The 15,832-nt window shown below is 57.3% G+C and carries 12 protein-coding genes and 1 pseudogene; 2 read left to right on the top strand and 11 right to left on the bottom strand.

All coding sequences use genetic code 11. The annotated features are described in order from the left end of the window. Window positions 1-102 precede the first annotated feature (102 nt). Window positions 103-1,419, top strand: coding sequence for a hypothetical protein (locus ACGYLA_RS18620; protein WP_394434461.1), 1,317 nt, complete (start codon window positions 103-105; stop codon window positions 1,417-1,419). A gap of 88 nt (window positions 1,420-1,507) precedes the next feature. On the opposite strand, the gene ACGYLA_RS18615 is transcribed toward ACGYLA_RS18620, so the two are convergent. The 4 genes and pseudogenes from ACGYLA_RS18615 to ACGYLA_RS18600 form a co-directional block, all read right to left on the bottom strand. After that, a complete protein-coding gene (locus tag ACGYLA_RS18615) occupies window positions 1,508-2,083 on the bottom strand; it encodes a hypothetical protein (RefSeq protein WP_394434459.1) in 576 nt (191 codons plus the stop codon). A gap of 466 nt (window positions 2,084-2,549) precedes the next feature. Continuing rightward, window positions 2,550-2,897, bottom strand: a complete 348-nt coding sequence (locus ACGYLA_RS18610) for a DUF4870 family protein (protein WP_394434457.1) — start codon at window positions 2,895-2,897, stop codon at window positions 2,550-2,552. Window positions 2,898-3,280: 383 nt separating this feature from the next. Further along, window positions 3,281-3,835 carry a metallophosphoesterase gene (locus tag ACGYLA_RS18605; protein ID WP_394434455.1) on the bottom strand — a complete coding sequence of 185 codons (555 nt, stop codon included), beginning with the start codon at window positions 3,833-3,835 and terminating at the stop codon, window positions 3,281-3,283. A 233-nt stretch (window positions 3,836-4,068) separates the two neighbouring features. Beyond that, window positions 4,069-4,476 (bottom strand): annotated as a pseudogene (locus ACGYLA_RS18600) (AAA family ATPase); the annotation flags it as partial. Between the two features lie 857 nt (window positions 4,477-5,333). Here ACGYLA_RS18600 and ACGYLA_RS18595 point away from each other — a divergent pair. Further along, complete coding sequence (locus tag ACGYLA_RS18595; protein WP_394434453.1) at window positions 5,334-5,855, top strand: hypothetical protein; 522 nt, start codon at window positions 5,334-5,336, stop codon at window positions 5,853-5,855. 415 nt (window positions 5,856-6,270) lie between these two features. On the opposite strand, the gene ACGYLA_RS18590 is transcribed toward ACGYLA_RS18595, so the two are convergent. The 7 genes from ACGYLA_RS18590 to galU form a co-directional block, all read right to left on the bottom strand. Then, complete coding sequence (locus tag ACGYLA_RS18590; RefSeq protein WP_394434451.1) at window positions 6,271-8,460, bottom strand: NADP-dependent isocitrate dehydrogenase; 2,190 nt, start codon at window positions 8,458-8,460, stop codon at window positions 6,271-6,273. Window positions 8,461-8,610: 150 nt separating this feature from the next. After that, window positions 8,611-9,267, bottom strand: coding sequence for a YitT family protein (locus ACGYLA_RS18585; protein ID WP_394434449.1), 657 nt, complete (start codon window positions 9,265-9,267; stop codon window positions 8,611-8,613). 84 nt (window positions 9,268-9,351) lie between these two features. Then, window positions 9,352-10,779 carry a nodulation protein NodH gene (locus ACGYLA_RS18580; protein WP_394434447.1) on the bottom strand — a complete coding sequence of 476 codons (1,428 nt, stop codon included), beginning with the start codon at window positions 10,777-10,779 and terminating at the stop codon, window positions 9,352-9,354. A 3-nt stretch (window positions 10,780-10,782) separates the two neighbouring features. Continuing rightward, complete coding sequence (locus tag ACGYLA_RS18575) at window positions 10,783-12,480, bottom strand: beta-1,6-N-acetylglucosaminyltransferase (protein ID WP_394434445.1); 1,698 nt, start codon at window positions 12,478-12,480, stop codon at window positions 10,783-10,785. Then, window positions 12,477-13,487 carry a glycosyltransferase family 2 protein gene (locus ACGYLA_RS18570; protein WP_394434443.1) on the bottom strand — a complete coding sequence of 337 codons (1,011 nt, stop codon included), beginning with the start codon at window positions 13,485-13,487 and terminating at the stop codon, window positions 12,477-12,479. The genes ACGYLA_RS18575 and ACGYLA_RS18570 overlap by 4 nt, the downstream gene beginning before the upstream one ends. Window positions 13,488-13,531: 44 nt before the next feature. Continuing rightward, a complete protein-coding gene (locus ACGYLA_RS18565; protein WP_394434441.1) occupies window positions 13,532-14,737 on the bottom strand; it encodes a glycosyltransferase family 4 protein in 1,206 nt (401 codons plus the stop codon). 17 nt (window positions 14,738-14,754) lie between these two features. Next, window positions 14,755-15,648 carry a UTP--glucose-1-phosphate uridylyltransferase GalU gene (gene galU / locus ACGYLA_RS18560; protein WP_209216861.1) on the bottom strand — a complete coding sequence of 298 codons (894 nt, stop codon included), beginning with the start codon at window positions 15,646-15,648 and terminating at the stop codon, window positions 14,755-14,757. Between the last annotated feature and the right edge of the window lie 184 nt (window positions 15,649-15,832).

The raw sequence follows: 15,832 nt of genomic DNA, 5'->3' as shown, positions 1-15,832 counted from the left end.
TAAACCACGACGCATAACTGAGGGTGGGTCAAATCTCGGTGAAAATACCGGGTCAGTTCTCAGTGACAATCAACATTCTGGCCAAAAATTCTGAAAAAGAGCGTGAAAAAGTATCGGGGCCAGTTTTCAACAGGCTTCCGGCTGTCGGTCACTCTCATAATATGCTGTGCCGCGAGCTACTGGATCCAGGAGGGCATCCTTCAGGGGATCACGGCCACCTCAAACCCTGCCCAGCGCCGCGCGGCCGCAACGCTTGTAACCCTGACGGATGCCGTACATTCCGAGGAAGTGGCTCTCGATGGTCTCTCAATGGAAGAGGTCGATCTGTCCAGCCCTGAAGGCAAGACATTCCTGGCAATCCTTCCAGCCCTCGCTCTGTCCACCGACAATCTGGAAGATAAGACGGAGAACGAATTGGCTGAGGTGATCCGTCGCCTTGCTGACAGCAAGATTGGCGGCCCTGAGGGACTGTTCAATGATGCCTATCTGGTCAGTGAGGCCAGGATCAAAGAGGCGTTCAACGGCTATCTTAAACTTGCAGAACCCTTCGATAAGCTCGTGCAGGCCGTTCCGGGTGAGCAGGCAAAAGCCTACCGTGAATACCGCAACTCCCTTGGCCGGTACACGCCAGACACCCTTCCGAAGGTGTACTATAAGCGCGTCCGCAGGAAGTTATCGCAAAAGGGTCTTTCCCTGCCTTATGACTGGGATCCCCGCGACAAGGCGGGCTTCTACAAGGCCGTTGAGAATAAGGTCTTGAGCTATCATGATGATCTCTATGAGAACAAAATGTATACTGAATTCGGCTACCACCTTCCGTCGGACCTGACCTTTGAAGAGTTCACTCAACACCCCAGGGTGCAGGCCGACTGGCGCAAATCCATGGAGATTATAGGTGAGTACCCGCTGCGCGCCAACTGGAGCTTTGAGCAATTCAGAGATCAGATGTACGCGCCATGGATGCGCGATCTTGTTGCGACTGAGGTGAGTAAGCTCTTGGCCCCGGTTGAGACCTTTGCCGCTGGCGGTGAGAACGAAGTGCTTGGACTGGATGCCATACGGGCCGCCTATGTGCCTTTGATTGCCTTCATATTCTCGACCATTGGCGCTCTTGTGCATACGTTCAAAACGGTCTGGTTTGGCTCACTTGCTGCTGTCCGACAGAAGATATTGGCAACCCCGATCCTGGCAGGTTTTGCCACCGCGGTCATAGGGCTCTGGGTGGTGCCGGCCGCCACAACAACCAACGGCGTCTCTCAATCGTTGTTGTTCACCAAGCTTGAGCAGGACACTGCGGAGAAAGCGGGGATCGGACTTGCTTTTGCCATTCGTAGCCTTGTGCAGGCCCAGACGGAATTCTACCCAATATCAGAAGGCATCCGAAGGACCGCCCTTCTCGGTTATGAATTTGAGTATTAGAACCATAATAGAGGCCCCTCTCCAATTCTTTTCATTCCGCCGGACGGGGCGACTAAGAACACCGAACACCGAACACCGAACACTATTCTCAAAACCTTGCTTTGTAATCATTAAATCCGTCCTCGTCTCCCCGCTGAGCTGCTTCGGCACCATCTACTGCGATCTGCACATCGCTAAATAAGTCATCTAAATAGTCGTCATTGACATCGTATTCCTGTCCATTCCCACCTACGGCAGCTTCCACGCTACGCCAACCAGCACTCTTTGATGATATGCGCTCTTGAAAATCGCCAATTGCAAAAACTCCAAGCTGAAGACCTTCCCAGTATAGACGAACTAACCTCACTGTTTTGGGGTCGCCCACTTCGTAACCCCAATCATAGGCGGCCTGTTCGTGAGCGAAACGATAACCCTCTTTCTCTCGCTCCCTTGCCCAAATACCATATTCTTTCCCTAATAGAAGAGCATCAAAAACTTTCAGTTTTTGCTTTTCACTAAGGGTTGAAAAATTTAAATCGCCCGACTGCGCTACGTCCAACGCTTTCGACCTTAGCCGATCTGCAAACGACTGCGAATACGCCGCGCTGCATGGAACCAAAAGGAGTGAGGCTACACCGGCTACAAAAGAGAAGCGGCGGGTGAAGTAAATGATTATTGTAAACATACTGAATATCCAAACAGTTCTTCTTTAGTGAACGAAATTGCTTCTCATCGTCCTTTAGGGCGTCGGTACAAGCAATGCACAAACTGCCCTATCGCCACCTTATGTAGCGAAAATATCTAAATTAACCCTTCAATTATAACGGATTAAAGCGAGCCGCACGGATGCACCCAAAGCCCAGCGTTAGAAGCCTTTCGAAGATGGGGCAGACACCAAGAACCCGCAAGAGTCTTGGCGAGAAGATCCTCTAAGGTATCGAACGCGCGACCCGTGTGCCGCTATGTAAGAAGCAGGCCTCTTCTCTTGGGGCCGGAATCTCAAAAATTTGCACGGCTAATTAGAACACAGATTGCCTTCGCGATAGCGCCGGCGTGTAGAAGTACTAAAATTTTGAATATACTATAGGGGTACGCGCGATTTCACACGCACCCCTAAATCCGTCTCACAGCTAAGCTGAGAAGAGACTTAGCTATTTCGCCATTAAGCCCCAAGTCTTCGGATTGGAGATATCTTTAGCGTCGCCTAGGATTCCCCAACCGCTGAAGATGCGAACTAGATTCCAGATCGCCCAGAATAGTAAGACAAACCAGCCGATCAGGAAGAATGTTAGGATGCCGCCTACGAAGGTCATCAAGAGACCCATCCAAAATGTGCGGATGATAAACTGGCGATGCCCACTGGGATTCTGCATGTAAGCAAGAACTAAGCCAGCCAAGGCGGCGAGGGGAAATACAAATCCAACCAAATATAAAATATAGCTGATGGTAAGCTTCGTCCTATCCTGACCACCCGCCTCAAAGTTATCTACTGTAGTCAAACTCTTAGCCTCCTATTTTGACTCAACATTGATACAATCAGAGGAGGAGCTGCTCAACGCACCATCAAAACATTTACGGACCGTGTCATATAGGCCTCACACTGCAAGACTCACCCACATTTCCTTAGAAAAAGAGTATTGCGTTTTGGTTTCGGATCAACCACCGCGTGTAAATTGAGGCACATCGTCCGAGTTTTACTGTACGGTCGATATTACAATGTTTCTCTAATTCATAAGGGATTCATGTCGTGAATCCTGTACGGCTGCCAACTCAATGAAAAAGGCGACATCTCCCGAAAACGCTGACGTCGGGCAAATAGGAATATCTGATCAGCGCTGTGCTGTTTGGCGAGTAATTTCTTCCAGTGTGTCCAATTGATATACTAACAATCTGGACGGCTATTCCCATCAATCGAGATTGATTGGTGGGATGCAAACTGCTGAGCCCGAGAGAGAATGTCGCAAAGTCTTAATGGTCTGAAGTCAAAGCAATCCACTCCGACGTTCAGGGCGCCGCGATATCCCGCGAACTCATCATGAACGTGCCCGAATAGATGCAGGGATCCGTATCTAGCTTTGTTCCAAGTGATTAAAGGATAATGACACAAGACCAAAACCTGCTCCTGGTCTTTGATCTCTACCAGATCCCCAACGGATGACCATGGAAGGTTAAGGGTACTTTTGTGGTCGTGGTTTCCTCGGACAAGGTGCTTTCTTCCGGGAATGGCTTCAAAAAGCTCTGCGACATAGCGCTTACTGTCAGCATTCCTTGCAAAGGCGAAATCCCCGAGGATCCAGAGGTCATCGTCCTCTTCCACGCACTGCATTCGGTGCAGGATCTCCCTGTCCATTTCCTCTGCGGAAGCAAAAGGTCGAGAACAATGTCGAATGATGTTCGCGTGATTGAGGTGAAGATCGGCGGTGTACCAGTTTGCCATTGGGCGTATCCTCTTACATCAAAATGGGGGTTTTTGGACAAGACTTCGATCTCATCGAGATGCTTCGTGACCGTGCGCAAGTTCCTCTTCGGGTGCATTTCCGGATACGCAGAAAGCAACCGCAGCACATCTTCGACGACTTCATCGGGCAAGCCACGCTTACGGACCATTTTCTTCGCAAAATAAACGAGGTGAGCTGTCGTCAGAGCTGCAACCGGCACGACGCGCATGCGAGACCGTAGAGCTTCGGGGATCCTGTCTTTAAAGTTTGCCGTCAGGATCCAATTGACAGGACTCATGTCGAAGCTGGTCTGGTAGTAGGGGCAATCCCAGTTCCGAGCACTAACGGGCTCCAACAGGCCCAAGAGAGCGTCTAAGACTGACGTTCTGGCCCCACTGGTTGACGTGACAATGCCTACCTTGCAAATCTCATCGATAACCACGATGGGGTTCCCGACGCCCTTCTCTAGGATAGTCTGTACCGGTCGGCCGGGGGTGGAACTGCCCCAAGTGCGCTGGCTGCCCACCACGCTGAAGCCTTCCGTGGTGGCTGATACGTCAATAACCACGGAAGGCGTTTGGCTGAGTTCGCCCAAACGCCGAGCAAGATGGGATTTTCCGATCCCCGGCGGGCCGACCATCAGGGTTGGCGAGAACTTGATCCCTACCCCGCCAGATTGAACGTGCCTGCGCATATCAAACCAGATCTTTTCCGTTACCGGCTGCATCCAGGGCATTTCGTCGTGAAGGGCCGCTCCTAGGACGTCTACTTCATCCTCAGTCACAGGGCCTTTTAAGGTTACGCCCTTCGATACGTTCTTTAGAGGGGTGCGGTCCTCGTTCCTAAAGGTGCGCAGCGAAACGTAGTCCTTGCGGAGGTCGCGAATGAATTTTGCGCGGCGTTTGATCTTCACTTCATCTTCCGCACTCAACTCGATTTCGAGCTGATTGGCCTTCCTCATACGAAGGTGCACGAGGCGGGCCGTAAGGCGGCTTTCGACGCGGTCGTTTTCTACGGCAAAATGACGGACTCGGGAGAGAAAGGGAACTTTAACTGTCATGGAGGCCATCCGAAATAAATAATCAGATGGAGCTTCGCAGCACTGTAGCTATGGGAAAATGTGGACGCAGCCCCGCAAAGCCCCGGAAAAGGGGTATATCAATCGTTGAATGATATGAGGACGCTGCATGACATGGTTGTACTGATATGGACTATTGGGCTGTTTGGCAAGAGCGGATATGAGCTCCGTAAGCATGGCTCATCCGTTGAAAATTTCGAGACCTCTTCGCATCCACATGAACCGTTGGGGACAAGAGTTTTTCGCTCATGATGCCTTAAGTTGTAGCACCTTGAGGCTGATGGCATGCCTTAGAAACCGGAAACGACCCATTTGCCAATGCTGGGAGCCTCAATTTTAGATATCATGACCGGGGAGTTCCGGGCATAAATTTCGACAGGACTGAGGGCTGATACTGAAACAAATCGGTGAGCGGATAGATGGCCGAGATAATATTCCTCGATTTTGAAGCCTCAAGCTTGGGGGACGAAAGCTGGCCAATTGAGCTTGGTGTTTGCTGGCTCGATAATCAGGAAAAACTGCGTACGGTCTCGAAGCTCATCAAACCTCATTCCGACTGGAAGTTGAGCGCTTGGTCTGAAGCAAGTCAACGGGTACAAGGCATTGGCCTGCAGGAACTAAAAACTGCGGAACAGGCTACCGATGTAGCCCGATGGGCACTCGAACGCTTAAGCAGTTCATTGTTGTTAAGCGACGCCCCAGATTTTGACTTAAGATGGTTGAATCGCCTATTGGCCACTATAGACGCATGTGACGCCTTAAGAATAGAGAGCATACAAGAACACGCCGCAGCACGTTTTTCGGGTGGTGCCCTTGGGATGTTCCTCAAAGCCTACACTAGTAGTCGCTTTACTCATCGTGCAGCAGCAGATGCCCTCCGCCTTGGTCAAGCATGGAGATCAGCTTTGCGAAAACAGCGGCAGCGGACTAAGCCGCGCTAGCTCCGCAGTACCACAGTCAATGGCCTGCGAACCTGCGCACCGGCACGTCAAAACCTCACTAGTCATGAACGGACGCGGCGCCGCAGCTAACTAGTTGCCTCCCTTCGAAGGAAATGCAAGCATACTTTACCGAAAGCGCAATGTTAGGCATAATTGGTCGCGTCCCTAGAGTACGGTGCTTGCGGTGCAAACTTATAGGCTTCGTGTGCAGAATTATGCGAAGTGGGCGTGCCGAATTATTGGTCACAAGTCCTATTTTTTGCCAATGAAATCAGTGATAAGTGTGCAACGCTATACGCACCCCTACAGGGGGTGTAGGCGGGCGTATAGCCTCTGCCCCGCTGCCAAGTCTTAAAACGATAATCCGCCGCGCCGCTTAAACAGCGGCGCGGCGGATTTTTTTGTATCAGGCGAGTTACCCGATGATGCCGTTCAGCGTCTCGGAGGGGCGCATCACACGGGCGGTTTTCTCCGCGTCGGTGTGGTAGTAGCCGCCCAGATCGACAGCCGTGCCTTGGGCCGCGGCAAGCTCGGACAGGATGTCGGCTTCTTTGGCGGCCAGTTCCTTGGCGATGGGCGCGAACTCTGCGGCGAGCTCCGCATCATCGCTCTGCGCGGCGACAGCTTCGGCCCAGTAGCGCGCGAACCAATAGTGGCTGTCGCGGTTGTCGGGCTCACCCACCTTGCGCGAAGGGGAACGACCGTGATCGAGGATGCCCTGCGTCGCGGTTTCCACGGCATCGCCCAACACGCGCGCCTTCTCGTTGCCGCGGGCATCGGCGAGGAACTTCAGGCTTTCGCCAAGGGCGCAGAATTCGCCGAGGCTGTCCCACCGCAGGTGGTTTTGCTCCATCAACTGCTGCACGTGTTTGGGGGCCGAGCCGCCCGCCCCGGTCTCGAACAACCCGCCGCCGTTCATCAGCTTCACGATGGACAACATCTTGGCCGAGGTCGCCAGTTCCAAGATCGGGAAGAGGTCGGTCAGATAGTCGCGCAGCACGTTGCCGGTGATGGCGATGGTGTTCTCACCCTTGGTGATCGTCTCAAGCGAGGCGCGGGTGGCTTCGCGGGGGGCCATGATCTCGAACTTGTCGGCAACGCCTTGGGCCTCGAGGATGGGCTTCACGTAAGAGATCAGCTCAGCGTCATGGGCGCGGTTTGCGTCCAGCCAGAAGATCGCGCGGCAGCGTTCAGCCTTTTGACGCGAGATGGCGAGGTTGACCCAATCCTCGATCGGCGCCTTTCGCGCAGAGGAGGAGCGCCAGATGTCACCGGCCTCAACCTTATGTTGGTGCAGCACGGTGCCGTCGTCGAGGATCATTTTGACGGTGCCCGCCTCGGCCAGCTCAAAGGTGGTGGGGTGGGAGCCGTATTCCTCGGCCTTCTGCGCCATCAGGCCGATGTTCTGCACCGTGCCTGCGGTCGCCGGGTCCAGCTTGCCGTTCTCTTTGAAGAAGTTGATCGCCTCGTCATAGACCGGCGCATAGGAGCTGTCGGGGATCACGCAGTTGGCGTCATGCTCTTTGCCGTCGGGGCCCCAGCCCTTGCCGCCGGCGCGGATGAGCGCGGGCATGGAGGCGTCGATGATCACGTCGGAAGAGACATGCAGGTTGGTGATCCCCTTGTCGGAATCGACCATATACATCGGCGGACGCTCTTTCATGCAGGCGTCGATGTCGGCCATGATCTCGCTCTCGCCCTTCACGCGCTCCAGCAGATCGCCGAGACCGGAGTTGGGGTTCACGCCGAGCTCCTTGAGCTTTTGCCCATGCTTTTCGAACACCGGCGCAAGGTAGGCTTTGACCGCGTGGCCAAAGAGGATCGGGTCGGAGACCTTCATCATCGTGGCCTTGAGGTGCAGCGAGAAGAGAATGCCGTCTTCTTTGGTCTTCTCGATCTGGGTGTTGAGGAAGTCCTTCAGCGCGGCCGCGCTCATGAAGGTCGCGTCGACCACGGTGCCGGCGGGATACTCAAGCCCCTCTTTCAGCACCTTTTCCCCGTCCGCGGTTTCCAGCACGATCTTGGCGCCAGTCGCGGCGTCGAGCGTGGCCGAAACTTCGTTAGAGAAGAAATCATCGCCCGACATGGACGAAACATGCGTCTTGCTGTCGGCGGCCCAGTCCCCCATGCGGTGCGGGTTGGATTGGGCAAAACTCTTGACGGCCTTGGCCGCGCGGCGGTCGGAGTTGCCTTCGCGCAGGACCGGGTTCACGGCGGAGCCTTTGATGCCGTCATATTTGGCGCGCACGGCTTTTTCTTCGTCTGTGCTCGGCTCTTCGGGGTAGTCGGGCAGCGCGTAGCCTTGGGCCTGAAGCTCTTTGATCGCGGCGACCAGCTGCGGCACGGAGGCAGAGATGTTCGGCAGCTTGATGACATTGGCCTCGGGCGTCTTCACCAGACGGCCCAGTTCGGCCAGATCGTCGGACTGGCGCTGCGCTTCGGTCAGGTGCTCAGGGAAGGTCGCGAGGATGCGGCCTGCAAGGCTGATGTCTTTCGTGCCGACGCTCACACCAGCGGCTTCGGCGAACTTTTTGATGATCGGCAACAGCGAGGCAGAGGCCAGCTCCGGCGCTTCGTCAACTTTGGTGTAGATGATATCGGACATGATTGCTCCAAATTGCTGCATTTGCTGCCCTGATAGCGGAAGAGGCGGCGAAGGTCGACGGTATACCGCAGTATGCGGTGGGGTCGTTTCAGGAAAAAGCGGATTTCAGCCTTTTAGACAGGCCAGCTAGCGCAACCCGCGCGCTGCCGCCTAGCGGGCCACGCTGCGCAGTTGCAGAATCTGCATCCCAATCGCCATGGCCGGGCCGATCCCCACCGCGAAAAGCAGCGTGCCGAGACCCAGGGTGCCGCCCAAGGCCCAGCCGACCACGACGACCGATAACTCGATGCTCATACGCACCAGCGCGATGGGTTTGCCAGTGACCCGTTGCAGCCCCGTCATCAACCCGTCCCGCGGCCCGGGGCCGAGGTTTGCGACGAGGTAGATCGCGCCGCCAAAACCAGTCACGAAGACGCCGGTCAGCGCCAGCACGGCATTCGCCAGATAGCTGTCGAAGTGGGGCAAGATCGGCAGCGCATATTCCAGCACCAGCGCCACGATCACCGCGTTCAGAATGGTGCCGATACCGGGCGTCTGCATCAGCGGGATCCAGAGCAAAAGAACCACGGCGCTGATCAGGAAGGTCGCAAAGCCAAGGCTCCACCCCGTGATGCGGGTCACCCCTTCGGCGAAGACGGTCCAAGGGCTGACGCCGACGCCCGCGGTGACCAAAAGCGCCTCGCCCAAGCCAAACATCACCAGTCCCAGCACCAGAAACACCATCGAGGCCAATGGCGGCCTGAGCGTGAAGGCTTTGGGCGAACTCCACCGCAGCCGGGGAACAGAGGTGACAGAAAGGAAACTCACGGCGCGACCTTTGGCGGGATGCTCAAGATGCCCTGTTGTTCCAGTTTACGTCAGAACCGGCAAGGTCAATCTAGCCTGTGCCCCTCACCGCCAGCGGGAAAAGCCGAAGGTCATATAATCCTTCTGATAGGCCTCCGCCGTCAGCGCCTCGATCTCATCGTCATAGATATCGCCGAGCGTGAAGGGCCCGGGTTCCACCATCTGGGGCACGGCGGGGACGGTGGCATGGCCCTGCCCCGCAGCCAGAGCGGGGAGTTCGCTGGCCAATTCCTCTTCGCGGAGGATGCGGTCGGGCAGGCAGAACGCCCCGAACCCCGCAATGGCTTGGGCCTGAGAACACCATGCAGCATCCACCCGGATCGAAGTTTGCCCGGCCAGATTGCCTTTGAGAAACTTGAGGAAGGCAACAAAGGCGGCGCGATGCGCGTCTCGATCATATTCGGCGTCGGGGCCATCCTTTGGCAGCGGCACCTTGTAGCGGCGCATCAGCGTGTTGCGCAGCTGGCGGTAACTGCCCTCCCCCGTGGTCAGGATATGGCGGCAAAAGGCATCATGCGCGCGCAGGGCGGGATGGCGCAGCACGGTAAAGCCGCGATGCCCGCGCATTTTGCGTTTCCACTGCCGCAGCTCTTTTTGCGACATCTTCTCGCGCAGTGCCTCACGCGGGACGCCATCGAGGGCGGCGAGCCAGTCCAGCACCTGATCCTGCGGGCCGGATTTAATCGGCAGATAGATCAAGCCGCTGGTCGCCGCCGCCACATAAGAGGGCACGTTCGGCCCGCGCCGTGGCTCGAAATTGGGGGTGCGGGTCAGATCGAAACGATCGAGCCGCGCCAGCGCCTCCAGCATCTCGTCATAGTTGCTGACCTTGGCCGAGATCGGGCTGGGGTTCTGTTTCTTGAGGTTCTTGTCCAGCCCCTCCAACTGCTCATCCACGCCAAGATAGCGTGCAAGCCCGTTCATCACCTCAACGCTTTGCAGGTCTTCGTAAGCCACGTAAAATGCCGTCTGGCCGGAGGTTTGCAAACGGTTCAGCAGCGTGATCTGGAACTGCTGAAGGGCATCCAAATGGGCGCTGAACTCATCTGCATCGAAGACGGCCTGCGCCACCTTCTGCGCCTTCATATCGGTCAGTTTCCACTGCCCCGTGGCCTGCGCGATCTTCCAACTGACATAGCTTTCGACCGGGTTGCGCGTGAGCACGATCTTGGCGCAGCGCTGATCCTCGACGATCTCATCGAAAACACGCGGATCGTGGTCGTGAAAATAGCGGAAGCCGCCCAAAGCATCCTGCTGTCCCCGGATCGCCGCCAGCAGCTTTTTGGGGTTTTCGTCCCGCGTGGCCTGATCAACGCCAAGGATGGGCTCGCTTTTGGGATAGCCCATGAAGAAAGGGTTGAACGCCTCCCCATGACAGGCGATCCCGGCAAAGGCGTTCAGGTTCGCCTCTAGGAAGTTGGACCCGGTCCGCATCTCGGCGAAGACCACGAAACTGTCGAATTTGTCGCGCATGGGTTATTTCACCAGATAGGGTTTGGGGGAAGGTTTGGCATCGGCGCTGCCCCCTTGGGCGACCGAAAAATCGCCGACCAAATAAGGGTGCATGCCTTGGTTCTTGAGGTTCTGGAGGAACTGGCCGAAGCCGTTCAGATCAACCATGCGCGGCGCCTCTGACAGGCGGCGCAGACGGGGGCGGCCAATTTCGTCAAGGATATCTTGCAAAGGCTCCATCGGCGCTTCGATGAAATCGGCCATGGTCCAGACCCGCACACGCGCCTTGGTATAGGGCGAATTCAGTACATCCAAATGCGTGCTTTCCGTCTTCTGCAGCTTGGCGGCCAGACGGCGGATATCTGCGAAATCAAGGTTCGAGCGGAACAGCGGCACCGCCCAAGCGCCGGTGATGACCGAAATATGCGCGTTCGGGTCCTTGGCCACACGCCAGTTGATGTCTTGATTGTCCATCGGGCCGAACTGAAAGCACTGACGCTCGCCCCGGGTGTTCCAAATCAGATTGGTCAAGAACGCACTGGCGTTGTGATCGCGCAGCACCGGGTTGTCCGACAAGGCACCGTTCAGCGCGGTTTCCCCGCCCGCGAAATGCACCCGGTCGGGGGCAAAGAGATGCCCATGCACGCGCGCCCCGCTGGCCCGGCTGAGCCAATGTTCAAAATCCTCGAAAATCTCGGTAAAGCCCTGAAACATCGAATAGGGCGCGGCAGTGACGCCATTCTCCCAATCCTCGTTTGGAAAACGGCTTTGCATATAAAGCCCCGCACGGCCCCGGGTGCGCCGCTCCACCGCCTTGGCAAAGATGCGGTCGATCTTGCCGGGGTTCGGCTCGGTCTTTTTCATCGCACCGGCAGGGTCGGTCAAGAAGGCCTCATAGAGCCTGTCGGCATGGGGCCAAATCTTGCGTGCTACGAAACAATCAGAGCGGCGCAAAAGCTGGAGGTGATCGTCGTAAAAGATATGCGGTTTGCCCTGAAAATCGAACTTAGACAGGGTCAGCGACCGGCTTTCGATCTTGCTGGAATAGAGCCGTGCAAGGGTCTGGAAATAGCTTTCGTCCGGGATCCAAACATGGCGAAAGAACTTGTCATAGGTGGGCCGGTCGGGGTCTTGCAAGATCGCCGACAGGGTGCGCCGGGTCAGGCACCACCATTGCGAGCCCATATGCGGCACGATCCCGCGCGGCATCCGGCGTTTTAGCCGCAGTAGGCGCTGCACCTCGACCGCGCGGTCGAACAGATAGCGGTTGCGCCGCCATGAAAAAGGGAAGCGCAGGGTAAACCGCTCTGCATCCAGCCCGCCCACGGTCCAAGGCACATCTGCCGTAGTGGCGCTTTCGATGAAATCGGTCTGGGGACGGTCGTCAAGATAGTCGATCAACTCCTGCACCGGGCGCAGCGGCAGGCAAGAGCCGGAGGCCAGATAGACATGGCGCACCTTGGGAAAGCGCGAGAGCATCATCTCCGCCGCCCCCTGAGAGGCGGCAACGATCCCCCAAGTGCCCCATTCGCAGCGCTTGCGCGGGCTAAAGCAGACATCCTTGAGATCCGACAGCGCCGCCACAAAGGCATCATGCGCCCGCCGGGGCACCGCCTTGTCGATATGGATCACCACCGGACAGCCCGCCGCCGCCCAATGCCGCGCGACCTGCTCGGCCCGGTCAAAAGCGTTGTGCACCAACATGACGATCCCGACGCTCATGCCCAGTTCCCCTTGGACATGAGGCCCAGGATCTCAAGCTGTCGCCAATTGATGTAGCGTTCCGACCATTTGCACCAAAGCTGCGGGTCGTCTTTCAGCTGTTCGGCATAGGCTTTGTATTCGACCGAAGCCGCGTAATGCTCGCTACGCTGCAACTCCTCCGCCGCCTTGGCCCCGAAGGTGTCGAGGAATTTGGCGTGCAAGAGGACGCCCGAGGCTTTCTCTCCGCCCCATTCGTCATAGACCTGATTAAGCCCGCGCGGCAGCAGCATATGGGTCGAGCTGACATAGGCATAGCGCCGATCCCATTTGACCAGCGGCACCTTGTTCAGCGCGGGCGCCTTGGCAGGCGCATCGGGGAAGAACACCCGCGCCCGTGGACCGCCCTGTATCCAGAGATTCCCAAACCGCCGATTGCGCGAAATGGTGTAATTGCCACTGTCGAACCATGCGGCGATCTCAATCGGGTTCTGCCCCGCCTGATAGGGCTCCTCGTCAAGCCGCCCCTTGGGATACATATCCAGCAGCATCGCCGAAAAGCTCTTGATCGAAGAGGCATCAAGCCAATCGGTCAGCGCCCGCAGGGGGCGCGTGTCACAAAAGGGGTAGACCAAAAACTCATCCGGATCGACCGTCAGCGCCCAATGGCCATGGGCGTATTTCATCTGCAACCAGTTCAGCCAATCCACCCCAAAGCGGGCGCGTTTGTAGCTGGCCTTGGCGCTCCAGACCGAGACATCGGGTTGCTTGGCCAGATAGTCGAGCGCGCCATCGTCGCTGTCATTATCGACAAAGAAGAAATGCCCGACGCCCATCTCGCGGTAGTATTTCAGGAAATAGGGCAGCCGGATCGCTTCGTTGCGCTGCGTGCAGAACAGCAGAATATCGTCGGCTTTGATCTGCGCCGTCCGGTTCGCCACAGAGGTCAACTCGCGCCGCTTGCGGAAGGCGCGGATGCGCCAGCGCTTGCGTTGCAGCCGCAACCGATATGACTGAATTAAGCCCAAACCGCCCCTTACCTATCGCGTCTGACCGCCCCTCTACCGCGCCATCACGTCGACTTTAACACGGTCTTGAAGTGTTCGGCCCATGTTGGCGCGATAAAAGTCGTCGCAGGGCGCGGGTCTGGCACAGATGCGGCCCATTCTTCGATTGTTCTGATCCATGAATAGGGTTCGCTCAGGGGCGCGTAAACGGCTTTGTCACCCAAGACCTCATGCAAGACCGGCAAATCGTTGCATAAAACACGCGTTCCAAGGCTCAGCGCCTCTGCCGGGGGCAGGCCAAACCCCTCTGCATGGCTGGGGAAGAGCATCCCCGCCGCCCCCTGCACCAAGGCCGCCAATCCTGTGTCGCTAAGGTTCGCTAGCTCTTGCGCAGAGCCGTTTTCGGGCAGCCGGTCGAGCCGGCCGAAAACCGCGCTGTTGTTCCACCCCCGCGCCCCGCAGATCAGCAAAAGCGGCGCATCGGGCCCCATCTTTTGCCACAGGTCCAGCAAAAACCCGTGGTTCTTGCGCGGCTCGATCGTACCGACAACGACGAAATAGGGACGCTCTGGCGGAAGCCCTGCAGGCAGCTCGCCAGCATCGGGCGCGGGCAGATCGACGCCAAGATGCGCGACGACGGCAGGCGGAACCCGCCCGCGCATCTGCGCCTCGCTGCGCTGCCGCGTGTCTTGCGAGTTGTAAATCACCAGATCGGCCTGCGCGCTCACCCGGTCGATCTTGGCCCGAAACGGCGCAACGGAGCCGGGGCGTTGGTAGGCGGGATATTCCAATGGGATCACGTCATGGATCAGAACGGCACTTCGCCCCCGCGCCTGTTTCACGGCACCCAGAACCCGATCCGTCAGGTTGCTGTGCCCGACATTCAGATAGGCAAATCCCGGCGGCAGATGCCGGGCAAGCATCGCGGGCAACCCGGCCGGAACGCAGCGCGCGACCGCCAAACGCCGCAAGTCGCTTTCCGCCCGGCTCAGCGCCACGGCACGCCCCCGCGGCAGGCGCGAAAGCAGATCCGCCCGCCCCCAAGGAATGCGCCCCCTAAGCCGATCCTGAAAGCCCCGCATCCCATCGCGGTCCAGCAGGACATAGCCCAAAGCGGTGCGCGCTACTCCAAAAAGCGGCGCGTCCTCTGTCAAAAGATGTGAGAGATAGGCCAGTTCGACCCGATCCACCCCCGTCGCGCCCCGCCCAACCCGACGCAAACTGCGCGTCAGGTCCAACAGCCGCGCGGGGGGAGACTGAGGCTTTTGCAAAGGTCCGCTTTTCGCCCTTACTGCGCCGCGCGGTCGACTTGCGAGATGCTTTGCAGATAGGCCGAAAGATCGTCGCGCAATTCTTCACGGGCGAGGCCGAAGGCCACGGTCGCTTGCAGAAAGCCCGCTTTAGAGCCGCAATCGAAACGCTGCCCGCGGAAACGGAAGCCATAGACATCGCGGTCTTGCTCGATCTCTTGGGCGATCGCATCGGTCAATTGAATTTCACCGCCCGAGCCGGATTTCAGCTTGTTCAGGTTCTTTAAAACAGTCGGCGCCAGAATATAGCGCCCGATCACCGCGAGGTTCGATGGTGCTTCGTCGACAGCAGGCTTTTCAACCATGCCATTGACCTTCACACGATCACCGCGCTCTTCGCTGGTATCGAGAATGCCGTAAGAGGATGTGCGGGAAGGCTCCACCTCCATCGCGGCGACCATGCTGCCGCCGGTTTCCTCATAGGCCTCGACCATCTGTTGAAGACAAGGTTTCTCCGCCGCGATCACGTCATCCGGCAGCATAACGGCAAAGGGCTCATTGCCGATCAAACGGCGCGCGCACCAGACCGCATGGCCCAAGCCCAGCGCCTTGTGCTGGCGAATATAGGCGATTGCGCCGCTGTCCATATTGGTGCTTTGCAGCGTCTCCAAAAGCTCGGTCTTGCCCTTTTTACGCAACTCCTGCTCAAGCTGCGGCGCGTGATCGAAGTAATCCTCCAGCGCGCCTTTTCCGCGCGAGGTCACGAAGATGAACTCTTTGATCCCGGCGGCGCGCGCCTCATCGATTGCATATTGAACCAAGGGCCGGTCGACGAGGGTCATAATCTCTTTCGGCACCGATTTGGTGGCGGGCAGAAAGCGTGTCCCCATGCCTGCAACGGGGAAAATCGCTTTTGTAACCTTCTTGCGCATTTTAATCCTTACAACTTATTCGAAATATACAGAACGCCCCGGTCAATTTACCTGCGTCTTCCTACCGGCGATGATCATCGCCGAAACCGCGCTGTCTGGCAACTCGGTTAACTTCCCTTTGCAGCCTGTCGAGGCGCCGAGTTAAGCGGAAAACCGCGTCATCCCGTGTGGACTTTCCGTATAT

This window comes from Sulfitobacter sp. 1A13679 (assembly GCF_043557115.1).
Taxonomy (GTDB): Bacteria; Pseudomonadota; Alphaproteobacteria; order Rhodobacterales; family Rhodobacteraceae; genus Sulfitobacter; species Sulfitobacter faviae.
This window is presented reverse-complemented; position numbering and strand designations above follow the sequence as displayed.